Source organism: Paeniglutamicibacter sulfureus, from assembly GCF_039535115.1.
Lineage (GTDB): Bacteria > Actinomycetota > Actinomycetes > Actinomycetales > Micrococcaceae > Paeniglutamicibacter > Paeniglutamicibacter sulfureus.
Genome location: NZ_BAAAWO010000001.1, coordinates 2936213 through 2952133, shown reverse-complemented (window position 1 = coordinate 2952133; position 15921 = coordinate 2936213). Strand labels below are relative to the sequence as shown.

Here is a 15921-nt window from a genome sequence, read left to right as displayed (position 1 = left end):
TCGAGTGTCGCGCTGGGGGATCCATGGTCGCGGCACCCAATCCGGCTGAATCTGAAGGTGTGCAGGAGGTGCGTATCAGGATAGAGATGTGTATATGCTGTGAAAACGTGGGATATTTGGCGAATAAGGTCCGCTTCCTTCCGAAAGTGATCCTGGTCTGCTGGATAATCAGTCGAAGTATTTAGGCCGTAGGAAGATACTCCGGCCAGAAAGGAATGATGGACTCTCCAAGCGGCAGTCAATATCACAGTCCAAGCCCTCTGCTGGGCAAGCACGCCCCAGGGATGCATCACAGCAGGGGGTGCAAATAGATGGAGTGGATATCACTGCTTCTGGCCATCATCCTGATCTTCGGATGTGGCCTGTTCGTCGCCGCGGAATTTTCCCTGATCACGGTCAGCCGAAATGAAGTCAAGGCGGCCGCTGACGCCGGTGACAAGCGTGCAGTCGGTGTGCTCAGGGGGATGGGTACCCTCTCGACCCAGCTCTCCGGCGCCCAACTGGGCATCACCCTGACCAACCTGGGCATCGGCTTTCTTGCCGAGCCCGCCATCGCGGCGCTGGTCGTTGGACCACTGCAGTCCGCCGGGATGCCCGAAACGGCGGCTCGATCGATTTCCATCGCGCTGGCGTTGGTCATCGCCACCATCTTGACCATGGTCTTTGGTGAGTTGGTCCCCAAGAACCTCGCCATCGCCAAGCCCTTCGCCACGGCTAAGGCCGTGGTGGGTTTCCAGCGCGGGTTCAGCGTCGTGACCCGGCCCCTTCTGTATTTCTTCAACGGCAACGCCAACTGGATCGTGCGCCGTTTCGGCATCGAGCCAAAGGAAGAGCTGGCATCGGCACGGTCGGCCGAAGAACTGGTGGCATTGGTCGGCCACTCGGCGCGTGAAGGGGTGCTGCCGTCGGAAACGGCGGAAATGCTCCGGCGCACCGTGGCCTTTGGCAACCGCCGTGCACATGATGTCATGACTCCGCGAACCCGGATGGTTTCGGTCACCGCCGACCAATCCGTCGACAGCATCTTGGCCTTGGCCGCCGAATCCGGTCATTCCCGGTTCCCCCTGCTCGATGCCCAGGGTCATCGAGCAGACGGGCTCGTACATATCCGCACCCTCTTGGGGGTGCCCCACGCCCGGCGTTCCACCACCCCGGTGGGCGCATACGCTGAAACAGCTATCCTGGTTCCCGACACCATCGAATTGGATGAGCTGATGGATCAATTGCGCGGCGGCGGCATGCAAATGGCCGTGCTGATTGATGAAACCGGTGATATCGCCGGGCTTATCACCCTCGAGGATCTTGTCGAGGAAATTGTCGGCGAGGTTCGCGACGAGCATGACCCCGAGGAAAACACCGTTCAGATCCTCGCGGAGAACCACTGGCTCCTGGATGCCTCCCTGCGCCCGGATGAGGCCAACGATCTGATCGGCTGCGAGATTCCGGAGAATTCCGACTACGAAACCCTCGCCGGTCTGGTCACCTTGCATCTGGGCCGTTTAGCTTCCAGGGGGGACGCTGTCACGTTGGTCGTACCGGGATTGCCCGGCCAACTGCGGAAACAGTTGCTCTTCACTGTCAATGAGGTCCAAGGCGCGCGAATCGCCGCCTTGGACGTGGTGGCCACCGAACTCGATGACCTGGAGGAAACCCGATGAGCGATGTGGTTGGAATCGTTGTCACCCTCGTGCTGCTGGCCGCGAACTTCTACTTTGTGGGAGCAGAATTCGCGTTGATCTCCGCGCGCCGCAGTATCATCGAACCGCAGGCTGAACGCGGGAGCCGCAGCGCCAAGATGGCGTTATGGGCCATCGAAAACGTCTCCCTCGTCATGGCAGGCGCGCAGCTGGGCATCACCGTGTGTTCACTTGCTCTGGGATACGTCACCAAACCATTGGTGAAGTACGCGGTGGCCGGTCCCTTCGAGGCGATCGGCATCCCGGCCTCGTGGATCGACCCCCTGTCCTATGCGATCGCACTCGCCTTGGTGACCTACCTGCACGTCGTGTTCGCGGAAATGGTGCCCAAGAACATGGCCCTTGCCGGACCCGAACGGATGGCCCTGGTCTTGGGTCCAAGCATGGTGGTCCTGGTGAAGATCCTGCGCCCTGTCCTGTGGCTGATGAACAGCATGGGCAACTTGGTGCTGCGCGGTATGGGCGTTACCCCGAAGGATGAAGTCGCCAGTACCTTCACCCGGGACGAAGTGGCCAGCATGGTCGCCGAATCCCGCGAAGGCGGACTCCTTGACCACCACGATGAACGCCTGCTGATGGGGGCTTTGAGCTTCGATGCCCGCACCATCGGTTCGGTGGCCATCGACTTCGCCCGGGTCCAGACGCTGCCGCGGGATGTATGTGCGGCAGATGTCGAAGCAGCAGCCGCACATGGCTTCTCGCGCTTCCCGTTGACCGATCCCACCGGCGCCCCGGTGGGTTACGTTCACATCAAGGATGTGTTGGGACTGGACCCAGGGGCCCGCATCCTCCCCTTGGAAGACGATGTCGTGCGGGCCTTGCCCGAATTCATGGCCGACCAATCCGTGCGTCCGGCGTTGCAGGCCATGCAACGCAATGGTGCCCACCTCGCCCTGGTGCGAGACACGGCAACCGGAGCAATCACCGGAATGGTGACCCTGGAGGACATGCTGGAAGAACTAGTCGGGCAGATCCGCCACGACAGCAACACCGCACTCTAGTCACGGCAACGGAGGGGTGGCCATCATTTCGGTGGCCACCCCACTGCATGCTCCAGCGCCGTTCCCCACCCGCGTCCTGGTGGAATCCCGAATACCTGCCCAAAACCGGATCGTGGACTCCCAACTGGCCTGTCGTGAAGGCTCCACAGTCGCCAGGAATTCGCTGGGTAAATCCTGAATCTTGGACTCATGGCATCAACGACCGGTCGGCGATGTTGTAGTCTGATTTGTATCAAGGGGAGTACTCCCGTTCGCGATCGGTCCGTCAATACGTATGCATTGGTGCATCCCGGGCCATCGGTTCTGATCTGATCAGAGCGGAGGAGACCTTGGCGTCATGTCCACGCAATATCCCTTTGGAGTACCCTCATGCAGGTATCGCCCCTGATCTGGATCATCACCATTGCCGTGACGATCGTCTTCTTCGTTTACGAATTCTTCGTCCACGTGCGCAAGCCCCACGAGCCGTCCATCGGTGAATCCGCCCGATGGTCGGTGTTTTACATCAGCCTCGCACTGCTGTTCGGTGTCGGTATCGGCACGCTCTCGGGATGGACATACGGGGGCGAATATTTCGCCGGTTACCTTACCGAAAAGGCACTGTCGATTGACAACCTCTTTGTTTTCCTGCTGGTCATGGGTGCGTTCGCCGTACCGAAGATCTACCAGCAGAAGGTACTGATGGTAGGCATCATCATCGCGCTGGTACTGCGTGGCATCTTCATTGCCGTCGGCGCGGCGCTGATCGAGAACTTGTCCTGGATCTTCTACGTCTTCGGCGCCCTGTTGCTCTTGTTGGCCTACCGGCAGGCATTCTCAAACCACGAAAGCGATCCGGCCAACAACCGGTTCATGCGCTTCATACGCCGCCACTTGGCGGTGACCGATGAGTACCACGAAGACAAGCTCACCGTGAAGAAGGACGGCAAGCGGTTCGTTACCCCGATGCTGCTCACCATCATCGCCATCGGGTTCGTCGACTTGATCTTCGCTGTCGACTCGATCCCCGCCATCTACGGGCTCACCGACCAGGCCTACATCGTCTTCACGGCGAACGTCTTTGCCTTGATGGGGCTACGCCAGCTGTTCTTTCTCATCGGCGGCTTGCTGGAGCGACTGGTCTACCTCTCCCAAGGCCTTGCCGTCATCCTGGCGTTCATTGGCGTGAAGCTCGTCTTCCACGCACTGCACGTCAATGAGCTTGCCTTCATCAACGGCGGGCAGCCGCTCCTGTGGATCCCCGAAATCCCGATCTCCTTCTCCCTGCTCTTTATTGCCGCCACGATCACCGTGGCCACCGTCGCGAGCCTGTTCAAGACCCGCGGCAACCAAAAGCGTCCCGCTGCACCTGCACCGAGCGATCCCTCCACCACGAAGGATGACTCCAAATGAGCATGTTCTCCAAACTCACCGGCCTCGCCCTGAAAGCCCTGGACAAGTCCGGTACGACGAATCAGCCCAAAGCGCCGGCCAGAAAGACTGGCGTGCGATCGTGCGCACTGCAGCAGAAGCCGATACCCTGACCGGCGACGGACGCGCCACCGAGGGTTCTGCCGGCCGTCGGCCAGCTTCCCCCGATGCGTGCCGTGCACAGTCGCACCGCTCCGATTCGCGTGTTCCATCCGGAGAGATCAGCAACGCCGACCGGGCGGCCATCGCGCGCTACGATTACCTCCTGGAAACAGCCGATCCGCACCAAATAGAGCAGATGCACCGCGAAGCCTTCGAACGCCTGACCCCGGCCCAGCGGGATCAAATCCAGCAGCGGATACGCACGGAACTTCCCATCAAGGACCATCCCCGAACCTCCGGTGCCGATGACCTGGCCCGAACCGCCATAGCCCTGCCGGCAGCGGCTCTGCTGGGGACAGAATGAGGGCGTTCGCACGTTGGCATGCGAACGCCCTCATTTCATTTTTCCCTGGCCCTACTTCTGGTTAGTTCCCTGTCTGAGGTCTTAGGGCGGCCTTTGTAACCGCGCCTGATGCTACATCGGCAAGTGCTTCGTTCACGTTCTCCAAGTCGTATACGGAGAGTATGGAAGCCAGATCGTGATTCTTGACCAGCTGCGGTAGTGATTTCACGTACTTGACGTAGTGTGCCGGCGAGAAGCCCCAGGATCCGAACACCTTGAGCTGCTTCTTGGTGATCAGGTGGGGGTTGATCGGAGTGGGGCCGTGATCCGTGTATTGCCCGAGCACCAGTACCTGGGCGTTTGGCCGCGCCAGGTCTATGGATTCGGCCACCGCGGATGGTATACCGGCGCATTCGATTACGACGTCTGCTCCCTGGCCGGCAATCTCGTGGAAAGCTGCAAGACGTGCTTCGGCGGTCGGGTAGGTATCCATATCGATCGCGATATCCGCAGCTCCTATCTTCAAAGCGACCTCAATTGTATGGACGGAGCTTTCGGTAACGCCTGTGGAACGAACCGGTAGCACTGGTGCGAGGACCCGGTAGTGCCCGAACCCTCGCACCAGCACCCCACCGCTTTAGCTTGCAGGCTCAGCTCCTTGATCGGCGTGGGCGCGCCGGCGCATATTCGGCCCGTCAAGCTGGATCAGTTCACTGCTGGAAACAATGCGGTTAAGGATTGACTCGGCGATCACCGCATCGTGCAGCGACTTGTACCAGTCCTCGGGATCGAACTGCGACGTCACCACCGTGGCGCCCCGGTGTTCACGTCCTGCGAGGATATTGAGCAGTTCGCTCGCAGTCTCCGGGCTGATCGGCGTGGTCAGGAAATCATCCAGGACCAGGACATCGCAGTCGTGCAGGTCTCCGAGGAACTTCAGCCGTTCGGAGTCCGCCCGATGATAGACCGCGAGCTTATTGGCCAGGTCATCAAGCCGGAAGTAGCGTGCCGTGTGGTCGTGCCGGCAAGCCGCGTTGACCAAGGCCTGGGCCAAATACGATTTGCCGACACTTGATTTCCCGAGGATCACCAGATTCGTCGTCTGCTCAATCCACTGGCACGACGCGAGCCGTGCCACGACCTCCCGGTTCAGCGTCCTATCGGGCAGATAGTGGATCTCTTCAATGCAAGCGGCCGGGTTGGGCGTTTTCGACTCCTTGAGCAGTTTCACCACCCGACGCTGGGCCCGGGCCGTGGTCTCCTGGTCCAAGGCGTGACGGACCTTGCGGGAGAACGTCCATTCGTCATAGGCCGGATCGTTGGCCATGTCGATGACAGCCTGGCCGAACGCGGTCATCCGCAACCTGGTAAACAGCCCCATGTCATCTTCCGTCAGGTGGTGGTCAAGCACGGCCTTCCCCCGTCGTCGGCTCGGTCAGGCTTGCGTTGGTCAGCGCCTCGAGACTGAACTGCGAGATCCCGTCCAGGTGGGCACGGCTGGTATCCCGGACGCCCACCGTTCTCCCCGTCGCAGCGGACGGCCCCGGGCCAGGAGCGAGAGTTGCAGGACGCCCGGCATGGTCCGCACGCAGGACGGCGATGCGATGCTTGACCGCGGTATAGCTGATCGGGTTCCTCGCGTCGTGCACGCAGAGGTCGTGGCAGGCCTGTTCCAACAGGCTGCGGTTGTTGCCTTTCCCCAGCTCGAGGATGTTCAAGCACGACCGGTAGCCCTGGGCTTCGATCTTCTTCCGCTCCAGCAACCGGGTCAAAGCCTGGACCGTGTAGGGGCCGACCTTGGTCGCTTGCCGGATGAAATAGGCCCGGGTCCATAGCAGTGAGGTGTCCTCATACCCGTGCGGCGCATGGTCGGCGTCGGTGACGTAGGAATGACGCCGCGCCCCACGCTGGTGCGAAGCGATCACTGCCCCGCCGGCAAGGATCGTGACCTGCTCACCGACCACCCGCACGTCCAGGGTCTGCCCGGCGTGCTGGTGCGGAACCGAGTATTTGATCGTGTCGACCTGCACGTGCCAGTCCCGCGAGACCTTCGCCTTGCGCCACTGAACTTCCCGCCACGGCTCATCCGGGAGGCCGATCAACTCGGGGCGCTCGGCTTCCTCGAACCACTCACGCCGGGAGCGGGGCTCACCGCGGAAGGGCGTCCGTTCGTTGATCATGTCCATCTGTTCGGCCACGGCCTCATTGAGCTCATCCAGGGTCGTGAAGCGCCGGTCGGCAAGATAGTGGATGATCCAGTTCGTCACGATCTTCACCCCGGCCTCGACGTGGCCTTTCTCTTGCGGCTTGTAGGATCCGGTCGGGACTGCCGCGCTCTGGTAATACTCCAGGAAAGCCTCATAGGACTGGTTCACGTCCCGGGCCTTTTCATAGCGGCTGATCTGGTTCGAGGCGGTCGAGGCATTGTCGGGAATGACCAGTTGGGTCACGCCTTGAAAATATTCAAAGGCCCTGCGGTGCATCTGGCACCACGCTGGAAGCTTCTCGTCCAGGGACCCGTACGCGAAGATCATGCCCGAATACGGCAACGACGCCACGAAGACCGAGACCTTCGTGGTTTCCCGGGTGATGGGGTCGGTCAGCTGCATCTTGGTCCCGGCCCAGTCGACCTGCATCGTGCGTCCGGGTTCGTGCGTAAGCGGGCTGGTCAGGTCGTTGGCCTTCACGTGCTCGGCAACGATCTGGCAGAACCGTTCATACCCGTAAAACCGGGCGGAGCCCGTGTGCGGGGTGTCCAGGTAGCGGGCCCACATGACCTTTAACGGTGGCTTTTTCCGGCCGATCCGGGCCTTCACCACGGCATCGATGTTGACGGGAACGAACTCGCTGGACACGTTCTTGCGGCCATCGCTGAAAAGCCGGTCAAGGTCCTCATCGCTAAGCGCACCGACCTGATCAAGGGTGGTCAGTTTCTGGTCGTCAAGGACCTGGCGGGCCTTGGAGATCGTTCGATGCGAGCAACCGGCTCGCGCTTGGACCTGCCGATACGAATTGCCCTGCACCAGCAGGGCCATGATTTGTTTGTAATCAGCCACTACGGTCGGTTTCCTTTCACTGTCCACGACCTGTTGCCGTGGGTGAAAGCAATCCTGACTCTGAATCCCCCGAAGCGCTACCGGATACTTACATTTTTGCTACCGGTTCGTTCCACATGCGCTACCGAAAGCTCCGCCTAAACACCTCAATACGCGAGGTTGGGCCACCTAGGATGATGACCTGGGCGGCGCCCATGGCCTTGGCGTACATGGCCGAAGCCAGACCCACCGGCCCGGCTCCCTGGACCGCGACGATCGAACCGGGTTCGATCGTAAGGTTTTCAACGACACCATGGATGGCGGTTGGTCCCGCGCAGCCTAGTGTGATTACCTCCTCGAAGCTGACGGTGTCCGGCAGCTTGATGATGGTCGTACCTGCTTCTAGGGATATGGTTTCTGCCCAGCCACCTTGAAGGTGTGGTGCATCCGAAGCTTTGCGGTTGATGCCGTAGATCTTGCGGTTGAGGCAGAGCGTTGGTTCTTTCAGCACAAGGCATTCGTAGCAGCTGCCGCAGGGAATGTTGTTGGCCCATACAACGCGGTCGCCCACCGTCAGTGGTTGGCCCTCAACGTCGGTGGTTAGTCCCTCGCCAAGTGCCCGGATATGGCCGACTCCTTCGTGTCCCATGGCCAGTGGCAGTGGCACGGAAAGGTGCCCGGTGCGCAGGTGGACATCGGTGCCGCAGATTCCGCCGAGCGCAACATCCACCAGGGCGCCGCCGGGTGCTACGGAGGGCATTGGATACTCCTGCAACTCGACCGATTCATTGAATTCTTTCAACACAGCCACTTTGGGCATGGAACTACTCCATTCTTGGGGCCATTGACAGGTTTATTTTTTCCTGAAAGGCTCGCTGTCCATTAATTTGATTCTTGTAAGCGTATCGTCCGACGATTGCGCCTTCGCGACTGTTAGCCGGCCGAGACGGAAACGGCGTCGGCTTCCTGCGGGCTGCGGGGATCCTTGGCCCTGCGAGCCAGGGCAATGGCCACGAATCCAATGGCCGCGGCGACGGCAATGTACGTGGCTACGGCCGTGGAAGAGCCGGTATTTTGCATCAGGTACGCAGCGATGAACGGAGCAGGAGCCGAGGTGATGATTCCACCGAGTTGATAAGCCAGAGAGCTACCAGTAAAGCGAACCTCGGTCCGGAAAAGTTCAGGGATGAAGCTGGCTACAGCTGAATAGGCGGTTGCGTGCGCAATGGGCAGAGCCAGGATCATCGCAGCAAGAGCGCCCATCGGTTCCCCGGTGTTGACAAGCCAGAATACCGGGTAGATCAGAAGAGCGACTAGGGCGGCACCGGCCAGCATGACGGTTTTCTTGCCGATCCGATCGGCGAGCATTGCGACCAGCGGGATGGTGAAGACCTGGATGCTGGCCGCGATGATCAGGGCAATAAAGACGGATTCACGGTTGAGTCCAACGTGAGCGGGACCGTAGCTGAGCAGGTAAACGGAAGAGATGTAGAAGATGATGTTCGGTGATGCCAGCGTCAGGGTGCCGAGGATTAGTGGCCACCATGCGGTGCGCAGCAACTCGAAGAGTGGAACTCGAACTTCACGTTTTTCCGACTTCATCTTGAGGAATTCCGGCGACTCCGTGATCCGCAAGCGGATGAACAATCCAACGAGGATCAAGAGGGCCGAAATCCAGAAGGGTACCCGCCATCCCCACGCATGGAAGGAGGCTTCGTCCATCTGCTGCATCAGCAAGAAGATGGTGGAGGAAAGAACCAATGCAGCAGGAACGCCCGACTGGGTCCAAGATGCGTAGAAGGCCTTCTTGTTCTTCGGCGCATGCTCCAGAGCCATAAGGACCGCGCCTCCCCATTCACCACCGACGGCCAATCCTTGGAGGAAACGGAGCACGACCAGGAGGATCGGGGCCCAGATGCCAATGGCATCGTAGTTAGGCAAGAAGCCGACGAGGAAAGTGGAGACACCCATCAGTATCAGGGACCACACGAGAATGGTCTTGCGGCTAACCTTGTCGCCGAAGTGGCCAAAGAGGATGCCACCAAAAGGGCGGGCGATAAAGGCGACGGCAAAGGTGGCGAGCGCTGCCAGGGTCCCGGCTGCAGGGGACAACTGGGGGAAGAACTGGTCATTCAGAACGAGGACCGCGGCAGTGCCGAAAATATAGTAGTCATACCATTCGATGGTGGTACCGATCATCGAGGCGGCTGCTACGCGTCTCGCCGGATGGCGATGCGTCTGCGCAACGTTGGGCATCTATTACTCCGCTCAGGGGGCTTCACAAAATATGTACTTTATGTCACAGCCATACTTCCTTGCATGTAACATGTATGTCAAGAACGCTGCTGAATTCAGTGTGAAAAATGTGCAATCTAGTATAGAAGGAAGATGTCATATGACTGATGCTCCATGGAAAAAGATTACCGGGAAGCTTGGAGAGATCGAGGTTCCGCTGGGGCTGTACGTCGATGGTGAATGGCGGGCAGCGGAGGGGGAAAGGGTCTTTTCCGTGCAGAACCCGGCAGATGAGACCGAGATTGCGGCTGTTTCCGATGCCAGCACACACGATGCGCTCGATGCCCTGACCGCGGCGACCGGTGCCCAGGAGGCGTGGGGAAGCACCACGACGCGCCACCGTTCCAATATTCTTCGCAAGGTCTTCGAGCTGCTGGTCGAGCGCAAGGAGGAAATTGCTTGGGTGATGTCGGCTGAAATGGGCAAGCCGCTCACGGAGGCGCGTGGCGAAGTCCAGGTGTCGGCGGATTACTTCCAGTGGTTCTCGGAGCTGGTCACGCAACAGCAGGGCACCTACACAGAGTCGCCCACCGGCGGCTTCAAAATCATCACCACGCGCCAGCCGGTTGGCCCTTCCTACCTGGTAACCCCGTGGAACTTCCCGCTCTTCATGGGCGCGCGCAAGGCGGCTGCGGCCCTGGCCGCCGGGTGCACGATTATCATCAAGCCAGCTGCGCTGACACCGTTGGTGACCCACATGTTTGTGCAGGTCCTACACGAGGCCGGGCTTCCAAAGGGCGTGGTTAACCTTGTCACCACGAGTTCGTCGTCCAAGCAGTCGCAGGCCCTGATGTCGCGCACCGAACTGAAGAAGGTCAGCTTTACCGGCTCGACGGCAGTTGGCGTCACCCTGCTCAAGCAGGCGGCGGACAACGTGATGGCTACGTCGATGGAACTGGGCGGAAACGGCCCGTTTGTCGTTCTTTCCGATGCGGATGTGGAAGAGGCCGCCGCGGGTGCGGTGGTAGCGAAGTTCCGCAACGCCGGGCAGGTTTGCGTTGCCGCGAACCGCATCATCGTGGAGAAGTCCGTGGCTCCTGCCTTCCGGGAAAGCTTCTTGGCGAAAGTTGCCGAGCTCCGGGTCGGAGCAGGTACAGAAGACGGGGTCAATGTCGGACCTTTGGTCGATGAGAAGCAACGCAACAGCGTGCAGCGGCTCCTCAGCGACGCGGTGGCCGAAGGGGCGGAGATCATCTTCGGTGGCGACTCGACCGAGGGGCCAGGCTTCTTCATTAACCCCACGGTGGTCGCGAATGCTGGTCTGGACTCGACCATTGCCACGAGTGAGATTTTTGGTCCGGTTGCCTCCATCTACGAGGTCGAAGGCGACGACGCCGCGCTTGACTTGGCCAACCAAACGCCCTTCGGCCTGGTTTCCTATGTCTACACGCGGGACGTGAGCAAGGCGATCAAGGCCGCTGAGCGACTCGACAGCGGTATGGTCGGCGTCAACCGCGCAGTGGTGGCCGATCCGGCGGCACCGTTCGGTGGGATCAAGGCTTCTGGCTTTGGCAAGGAAGGTGGGCACGCGGGCATCGAAGAATACCAAATCGAAAAGTACATCGCGCTCAACATCTGACCTGCAAGGGGAGCCGGAGTCAGAGGACACCTCTGCTTGGCTCGGACAACCAGGCGAATGAATGTTCGATGTCCGCCATAGCGAATTCGGGACGATTCTGGGTTTCCTGGTGAATCAGAATCCGTGCGGTATTCGTGATGTGTCTGAACACCGCACGTTCAACCGCCTGAGCATTGCCTTCTCGATAGCCGCTGATGATGTCGGCATGGTCATCGAAGCATTCCCTGGCAGAACGGGAGGTGGGGACGGTCCCGACGCCGGTGCTGAGAACAAAATCACGTTGTTCTTGAAGCATGATCAACGCCTTTTCATTCCCTGAGCCGGCGAGCAAAGTTTGGTGAAAGTCTCTGTCCGCGCGCAGCACCGCGTCAGGATCACCTGACTCGGCAGCTGCCCGAAATTTTTCTACCGAGGATTCGAATTGAACAGAAGAGAAATGGTTCTTTCGCATGGTTGCCAGCCGAGACAATGGCACTTCAAGCATCACCCTGATCTGGAAAACCTGGATCAAGGTCTCCACTGACGTATTGAGGACACGAAATCCTTTCTTGTCTTCGATACGTACCATGCCACGACGCGCGAGTTCCATGAGTGCCTCGCGGACCGGGGTGCGGGAAACGCCCAACTTAAGGGCGACCTCTGATCCCGTGTACAGCTGGCCGGGAATGAGTGAACCCTGGACGATTTCCAATCGGATTGAATCGACAGCTTGCTCAGTCAGGGTTGCGTTGCGATTGACGGATTCCATTTACCTATTATCCCAATTTAAGTAAGAGCCAAGACACATTCATAAGGAGAGTCGTAGCAATGTCTACATATTCGTTCGGCGTCGTGGGTGCCGGAATAATCGGTGCGGCAGTGGCGAGAGAACTGACACTTCGCCATCCGGGCGCGCAGATCACCGTTATCGACAAGGCAAGCGAAGTCGCGTCCCACCAGACTGGCCATAATTCAGGGGTCGTCCACGCAGGGTTGTACTACCAGCCCGGAAGCCTCAAAGCCCGGCTGTGCAGGCGTGGCGTCGATCTACTGCGCGACTACGCAATTGCTAAGAACGTTCCCTACGAGGAATGCGGCAAACTCGTCGTAGCGCTCACCGCTGAGGAAGAGAGCAGGGTTCGAGACATCTACGCCAAGGCCACGGCCAACGGTGTACCTGATGTCGAGCTCATTGGACCGGATAGGATCCGGGAAATTGAACCCAACGCCGTCGGGCGCTTGGCACTGCATTCCCCGCACACCGCCATCATCGACTATGCGGCCGTTACGCGCGCACTGATGGACGACGTGACCAACGCGGGCGGGAAGCTCCTGCTGGACAGCGAAGTCACAGACATCTCCAATACCGGGGAAGAATGCACCGTAACCGTAGACCAAAGTGGGAAGGTATCGAGCCACCGGTTTGACTATCTCATTGTTTGCGCTGGCCTTCAGACCGACCGGGTCGCCCGTCTCGCCGGAGGGGCAACGTATCCCAAGATCGTTCCCTTCCTCGGCCAATACTCGATGCTGGCTTCGAAACACCGGAGCATCCTTAACGGGCTCGTATACCCGGTTCCTGACCCCGCATACCCGTTCCTCGGCGTACATCTCACCAAGCGAGTTGATGGCGAAATGCTAGTGGGCCCCAACGCGTTCCTTTCGTTTGGACGAGAGAACTACAAGGGCTGGGGCATCGGGATCAAGGACAGCCTCGACGTGGTGTTCAGCGTAGCCTTCTGGAGGTTTGCATCACGGAACATCAAGGCCGCCATCCATGAATTTGGCGCAGTGATTTCTCGCAAAAAGTTCCTTGCGGGCGCAGCCGCCTACGCCCCGAGCTTGGACGGAGCACAGTCCACCCCAATTACCCGCGGAATCCGCGCGCAGGCGATGGATAAAAACGGACAGTTGGTGGATGACTTCGTGATCGAGCAATTGGGTCGAGTCACCGCGCTGAGAAATGCTCCCTCTCCCGGTGCGACATCTGCGTTGGCCATTGCTGAGCATCTCGCCCAAAAAATCGACGAAACTTTGTCTAAAGTTACAGACGGCGTGCCGAAGAGCGACGCTCACTAACCAAGGGGTTTTACCGTGGTGCAGGAAACCGCTGATTTCCGTTTTTTGGGATTCAGCGGTTTCCTGATCTCTGGATCGTCGTTCACACCGTGGTCGCTGGTTTGAGTGCCGGGCTCCACACCTTTCGCTCGTTGTTCCCTTCTTGCGTCAGGCAGAAGGGCTGCCGATTCAAGCGGCAAGGGCGTCTGTGGCGCCATTGCCGCTTGAAGCATGTGAGGAGGAAGGCTATGCCCGGCGTTTCATTTTCGTTGCTAAAGACGCTAAATGACATCCCCCGCCATGAAAACGACAGCCTAAGAGAACAGACATCCCCTTCACCTTTCCCCGGAGCAGGCGATTGAACAACCTAGCCACATTCCCTATGAGATCCTGGCGGGATTGAACGCGCTTTTCCAGATAAATAGAGGAGCAAACGCATCGCAGCGGGGCTGCTCTCCCGGATGGGGGCAGGCTCCACGCTGTACGTGGCCTCGGCCATGCTGTCGGTGTCCCACAACAACGACGCCCCCAAGTAAGGAGCCCACTCGCATGCGCGCAGCCGATGGACGGTTCTGGTCCAAGGTCATCAAGGGACCGCGTCCTGAGGGCTGCTGGTTCTGGGTCGGAGCGATCAGTGACGACGGATACGGCAGGGTCACCGTGAACCGGGACGGACATACCAGGGCGGTGCGCCCGCACCGCTACGCCTACTGGCTGTTGACAGGTGTGTGGCTTGATGATACGCCCTCGTTGATGCATGACTGCGACGAACCACTGTGCATCCATGCCAGTGCGGATCCCGGTTCGCATCTGGTGCCGGGGAGCCACCGGGAGAACATGCTCGGCCGGATCAAGAAGAGGCGCCACAGCAATGGAACGGGCTTGCGCTATTGGGGCGTTGGCCGTGTCGCCCAATCAGACAGGTCACGGCGATTGCGTGACGAGTTGCTGGCCAACGGATGGAACCAGGAACGGATCGCGGCGATACGCTTCAACCACGACCCGGACACCCCCACCCTGTTCTAGGCTTCCCAAGGTTCGGAATCCGTCGCGGCGGAAGCAGGGGCCGGCTGGTACTTCTCGCTGAGCTCGATGACCGCCCTGGATAGTTCCCGCGACCCCGAGCTTTCGGCGGCGCTACTGACGGAGCTCGGAAAACAAATATCCGCCACCCTTACCCCGCACAAGGACAGCATCCATTCATGAGACGCGCCAAGAACGTTGCCACGTTCGGTCCCGCCATCGGCAGCTACGCTGCCACACTCGCCGACCTGGAAGCGGGTGTCGACATTGCCCGGTTGAACATGAGCCACGGTGAGCACGACGTGCACGAGCAGACATACCTCAATGTGCGCAAGGCCGCAGAAGAATTGAACCGGCCCGTCGGGATCTTCGCCGACCTCCAGGGACCGAACATCCGGCTCGGGCGGTTTGCCAAGGGACCACACCACCTCGCCGCGGGACAGCGGTTCACCATCACCATTGACGACATCGAAGGTACCGCCTAGATCTGTTCCACCACCTTCAAGGGATTGCCCGGCGATGTGAGTCCCGGCGACTTCCTGTTGGTTGACGACGGGAAGGTCGCGCTGCGCGCGACCTCGGTCACGGACACCGATGTGGTGACCGAGGTCGTGGTGGCGGGAGCCGTCTCCAAAAACAAGGGGATCAACCTTCCCGGCGTGGCCGTCAGCATCCCCGCCCTGGCCCCCAAGGACGAAGAGGATCTGCGTTGGGCGCTGCGCACCGGCGTCGACATTGTCACCCTGTCCTTCGTGCGGGATGCGGCCGACATCCGCCGGGTCCACGAAATCATGGATGAGGAAGGCAGACGCACCCCCGTCATAGCCAAGATCGAAAAGCCCCAGGCCGTGGCCGCTCTGGAGGAAATCATCGACGCCTTCGACGCCATCATGGTGGCCCGCGGCGACCTCGGGGTAAGCCACCGAAATTAAACGGCGGTCAGGGGTGGGTCGGTGGATCGAGGCCTAGTGGTGGTCCTAGAACTCATCTTGTGAGTTCGGTCGTACTCCTCGGCGAATTCTGTGGCGACAACTTGATTGCCGCGGCAGAACGTACACATGCTGTCCATGAGTCCGAATACACCGCGGCCGTTGCAGCGCGGGCATTCAACCTCATCTTGTGAGTTCGGGTCGTATCAAAATTTTCACCATGCCGCTATTGTGGGGCACGAGAGGCCCCTCTATTCGACAAGCTCCGGCCAGAGGATTGGGGCATCGATGCCAGCTGAAGCGCTGAGGAAACCCAGGCTGCTTCTGAGAGGGCACATCTTTAGAACACGAACTTTCCCACGACTGATCCGTGCCTCAAGAACAACGGGCATATGCAGCGCTGCTGTTAGAACATTGGCTATACCTGTAGAGGCGGACGTGTCCGCATGGACAGGGCCAATACCGACAGG

The 15921-nt window shown here is 59.8% G+C and carries 13 protein-coding genes and 1 pseudogene; 8 read left to right on the top strand and 6 right to left on the bottom strand.

Features of this window, described 5'->3' with window-relative positions; translation table 11 throughout:
- Positions 1-311 precede the first annotated feature (311 nt).
- The 4 genes from ABD687_RS13470 to ABD687_RS13455 all read left to right on the top strand — a co-directional run bounded on the left by ABD687_RS13470 (position 312) and on the right by ABD687_RS13455 (position 4574).
- Entirely contained in the window at positions 312-1658 is a 1347-nt protein-coding gene (locus ABD687_RS13470) for a hemolysin family protein (protein WP_302263668.1), read from the top strand.
- Positions 1655-2698, top strand: a complete 1044-nt coding sequence (locus ABD687_RS13465) for a hemolysin family protein (RefSeq protein WP_302263669.1) — start codon at positions 1655-1657, stop codon at positions 2696-2698. Before ABD687_RS13470 ends, ABD687_RS13465 begins: the two co-directional genes overlap by 4 nt.
- A 369-nt stretch (positions 2699-3067) precedes the next feature.
- Complete coding sequence (locus tag ABD687_RS13460) at positions 3068-4090, top strand: TerC family protein (RefSeq protein ID WP_302263670.1); 1023 nt, start codon at positions 3068-3070, stop codon at positions 4088-4090.
- Between the two features lie 100 nt (positions 4091-4190).
- Complete coding sequence (locus ABD687_RS13455) at positions 4191-4574, top strand: hypothetical protein (RefSeq protein WP_310290409.1); 384 nt, start codon at positions 4191-4193, stop codon at positions 4572-4574.
- A 61-nt stretch (positions 4575-4635) separates the two neighbouring features.
- On the opposite strand, the gene ABD687_RS13450 is transcribed toward ABD687_RS13455, so the two are convergent.
- The 5 genes from ABD687_RS13450 to ABD687_RS13430 all read right to left on the bottom strand — a co-directional run bounded on the left by ABD687_RS13450 (position 4636) and on the right by ABD687_RS13430 (position 9844).
- Positions 4636-5139, bottom strand: a complete 504-nt coding sequence (locus ABD687_RS13450; protein ID WP_344761021.1) for a zinc-binding dehydrogenase — start codon at positions 5137-5139, stop codon at positions 4636-4638.
- 51 nt (positions 5140-5190) lie between these two features.
- Positions 5191-5934: an ATP-binding protein gene (locus ABD687_RS13445; RefSeq protein WP_302262616.1), complete on the bottom strand. Its 744-nt coding sequence runs from the start codon at positions 5932-5934 to the stop codon at positions 5191-5193.
- A gap of 22 nt (positions 5935-5956) precedes the next feature.
- A complete protein-coding gene (gene istA, locus ABD687_RS13440) occupies positions 5957-7609 on the bottom strand; it encodes an IS21 family transposase (protein WP_302262615.1) in 1653 nt (550 codons plus the stop codon).
- 121 nt (positions 7610-7730) lie between these two features.
- The gene (locus tag ABD687_RS13435; RefSeq protein ID WP_310290415.1) at positions 7731-8348 is read right to left on the bottom strand and encodes an alcohol dehydrogenase catalytic domain-containing protein; all 618 of its coding nucleotides are present in this window, start codon (positions 8346-8348) and stop codon (positions 7731-7733) included.
- A 173-nt stretch (positions 8349-8521) separates the two neighbouring features.
- On the bottom strand, positions 8522-9844 hold the full coding sequence (locus tag ABD687_RS13430) for an MFS transporter (protein WP_310290419.1): 1323 nt from the start codon (positions 9842-9844) through the stop codon (positions 8522-8524).
- A gap of 139 nt (positions 9845-9983) precedes the next feature.
- On the opposite strand from ABD687_RS13430, the gene ABD687_RS13425 reads away from it, so the two are divergent.
- On the top strand, positions 9984-11462 hold the full coding sequence (locus ABD687_RS13425) for an NAD-dependent succinate-semialdehyde dehydrogenase (protein WP_310290421.1): 1479 nt from the start codon (positions 9984-9986) through the stop codon (positions 11460-11462).
- 19 nt (positions 11463-11481) lie between these two features.
- Here the strand turns inward: ABD687_RS13425 and ABD687_RS13420 are convergent, their stop codons facing one another.
- Positions 11482-12210, bottom strand: coding sequence for a GntR family transcriptional regulator (locus ABD687_RS13420; RefSeq protein ID WP_302263676.1), 729 nt, complete (start codon positions 12208-12210; stop codon positions 11482-11484).
- 59 nt (positions 12211-12269) lie between these two features.
- On the opposite strand from ABD687_RS13420, the gene lhgO reads away from it, so the two are divergent.
- The 3 genes and pseudogenes from lhgO to ABD687_RS13405 form a co-directional block, all read left to right on the top strand.
- Positions 12270-13520: an L-2-hydroxyglutarate oxidase gene (lhgO, locus tag ABD687_RS13415; protein WP_310290424.1), complete on the top strand. Its 1251-nt coding sequence runs from the start codon at positions 12270-12272 to the stop codon at positions 13518-13520.
- A gap of 528 nt (positions 13521-14048) precedes the next feature.
- Positions 14049-14525, top strand: coding sequence for a hypothetical protein (locus ABD687_RS13410; RefSeq protein ID WP_302263678.1), 477 nt, complete (start codon positions 14049-14051; stop codon positions 14523-14525).
- Positions 14526-14701: 176 nt separating this feature from the next.
- Positions 14702-15439, top strand: a pseudogene (locus ABD687_RS13405) (pyruvate kinase); the annotation flags it as partial.
- Positions 15440-15921 lie beyond the last annotated feature (482 nt).